Origin of the sequence: Exiguobacterium sp. USCH10, from assembly GCF_037619445.1 — a bacterium.
GTDB lineage: Bacteria > Bacillota > Bacilli > Exiguobacteriales > Exiguobacteriaceae > Exiguobacterium > Exiguobacterium aestuarii_A.
In genome coordinates this window covers 1-2,943 of record NZ_JAQPZO010000022.1, presented here as the reverse complement: position 1 = coordinate 2,943, position 2,943 = coordinate 1, and the positions used below count along the sequence as shown (strand labels likewise).

The 2,943-nt window shown below is 55.4% G+C and carries 1 rRNA gene; it reads right to left on the bottom strand.

The window, feature by feature from the left end:
* Nucleotides 1-5: 5 nt before the first annotated feature.
* Nucleotides 6-2,919: ribosomal RNA gene (locus PQI28_RS15525) — 23S ribosomal RNA — on the bottom strand.
* Nucleotides 2,920-2,943: the final 24 nt, after the last annotated feature.

Here is a 2,943-nt window from a genome sequence, read left to right as displayed (position 1 = left end):
TAGACTAGATCAAAGCCTCGACCGATTAGTATCATTCAGCTCCACGTGTCACCACGCTTCCACCCATGACCTATCTACCTCATCGTCTCTGAGGGGTCTTTCTTGATTGCTCAAAGGGAAATCTCATCTCGGAGGGGGCTTCATGCTTAGATGCTTTCAGCACTTATCCCGTCCGCACGTAGCTACCCAGCGATGCTCCTGGCGGAACAACTGGTACACCAGCGGTGCGTCCATCCCGGTCCTCTCGTACTAAGGACAGCTCTCCTCAAATTTCCTGCGCCCACGACGGATAGGGACCGAACTGTCTCACGACGTTCTGAACCCAGCTCGCGTACCGCTTTAATGGGCGAACAGCCCAACCCTTGGGACCTACTCCAGCCCCAGGATGCGATGAGCCGACATCGAGGTGCCAAACCTCCCCGTCGATGTGGACTCTTGGGGGAGATCAGCCTGTTATCCCCAGGGTAGCTTTTATCCGTTGAGCGATGGCCCTTCCATGCGGAACCACCGGATCACTAAGCCCGACTTTCGTCCCTGCTCGACTTGTAGGTCTCGCAGTCAAGCTCCCTTCTGCCTTTGCACTCTTCGAATGATTTCCAACCATTCTGAGGGAACCTTTGGGCGCCTCCGTTACTGTTTAGGAGGCGACCGCCCCAGTCAAACTACCCGCCTGACACGGTCCTCCAGCCGGATCACGGCTGCGAGTTAGAGACTCTATACGCAAAGGGTGGTATCCCAAGGGTGTCTCCACCGAAGCTGGCGCTCCGGCTTCACAAACTCCCACCTATCCTGTACATCGCGTACAAAGCCTCAATATCAGGCTGTAGTAAAGCTCCATGGGGTCTTTCCGTCCTGTCGCGGGTAACCTGCATCTTCACAGGTACTATGATTTCACCGGGTCTCTCGTTGAGACAGTGCCCAAATCGTTACGCCTTTCGTGCGGGTCGGAACTTACCCGACAAGGAATTTCGCTACCTTAGGACCGTTATAGTTACGGCCGCCGTTTACTGGGGCTTCGGTTCAGTGCTTCTCTTGCGATGACACATCCCCTTAACCTTCCAGCACCGGGCAGGCGTCAGCCCCTATACTTCATCTTGCGATTTAGCAGAGACCTGTGTTTTTGCTAAACAGTCGTTTGGGCCTATTCACTGCGGCTTATGTTGCCATAAGCGTCCCTTCTCCCGAAGTTACGGGACCATTTTGCCGAGTTCCTTAACGAGAGTTATCCCGCGCGTCTTAGAATTCTCATCTCGCCTACCTGTGTCGGTTTGCGGTACTGGCGCCGACCTCCTCACTAGAGGCTTTTCTTGGCAGCGTGAAATCCGGTGCTTCGCCCTACGGGCTCCACGTCACAGCTCAACCTTGTATGCCGGGCGGATTTGCCAACCCGACGGCCTCGCTGCTTGTCCGTGCACTTCCAGTCGCACGGTCACCTTATCCTTCTGCGTCCCCCCATCGTTCAAACGGTGGTACGGCGGTACAGGAATATCGACCTGTTGTCCATCGCCTACGCCTTTCGGCCTCGGCTTAGGTCCAGACTAACCCTGAGCGGACGAGCCTTCCTCAGGAAACCTTAGGCTTTCGACGGAGGGGATTCTCACCCCTCTTTTCGCTACTCACACCGGCATTCTCACTTCCAAGCGCTCCACGGCTCCTCACGATACCGCTTCACTGCTGCTTGGAACGCTCTCCTACCATCCCTTACGGGATCCATAGCTTCGGTGGTATGTTTAGCCCCGTTACATTTTCGGCGCGGCGCCACTCGACTAGTGAGCTATTACGCACTCTTTGAATGGTGGCTGCTTCTAAGCCAACATCCTAGTTGTCTGTGCAGCGCCACATCCTTTTCCACTTAACATACACTTGGGGACCTTAGCTGATGGTCTGGGCTGTTTCCCTCTCGACTACGGATCTTATCACTCGCAGTCTGACTCCCGAGTACAAGTTGCTGGCATTCGGAGTTTGACTGAATTCGGTAACCCTGTGGGGGCCCCTAGTCCAATCAGTGCTCTACCTCCAGAACTCTTCACCTCGAGGCTAGCCCTAAAGCTATTTCGGAGAGAACCAGCTATCTCCAGGTTCGATTGGCATTTCACCGCTACCCACACCTCATCCCCGCACTTTTCAACGTGCGTGGGTTCGGACCTCCAGTCAGTGTTACCTGACCTTCATCCTGGACATGGGTAGATCACCTGGTTTCGGGTCTACGACGACGGACTGATGCGCCCTGTTCAGACTCGCTTTCGCTGCGGCTCCGCCTCATCGGCTTAACCTCGCCCGCCATCGTAACTCGCCGGTTCATTCTACAAAAGGCACGCCATCACCCGTGAACGGGCTCTGACTACTTGTAGGCATACGGTTTCAGGATCTGTTTCACTCCCCTTCCGGGGTGCTTTTCACCTTTCCCTCACGGTACTGGTTCACTATCGGTCACTAGGAAGTATTTAGCCTTGGGAGATGGTCCTCCCGGATTCCGACGGGGTTTCACGTGTCCCGCCGTACTCAGGATCCACTCTGGAGGGGATGGGGTTTCGGCTACAGGGCCGTCACCTTCTCTGGCCGACCTTTCCAGGTCGTTCACCTACCCTATCCCTTTGTAACTCCGTGTAGAGTGTCCTACAACCCCAGGAAGCATGCTTCCTGGTTTGGGCTGTTCCCGTTTCGCTCGCCGCTACTCAGGGAATCGAATTTTCTTTCTCTTCCTCCGGGTACTTAGATGTTTCAGTTCCCCGGGTGTGCCTCACGCCACGCTATGTATTCACGTGGGTGTCCCGCCAGTCTCCCGGCGGTGGGTTCCCCCATTCGGAGATCTCTGGATCAATGTGTACTTACCACTCCCCAGAGCATTTCGCTGTTCGTCGCGTCCTTCATCGGCTCCTAGTGCCAAGGCATCCACCGTACGCCCTTTCTACCTTGATCTAGCGTCTAAGACACACGGTCCTC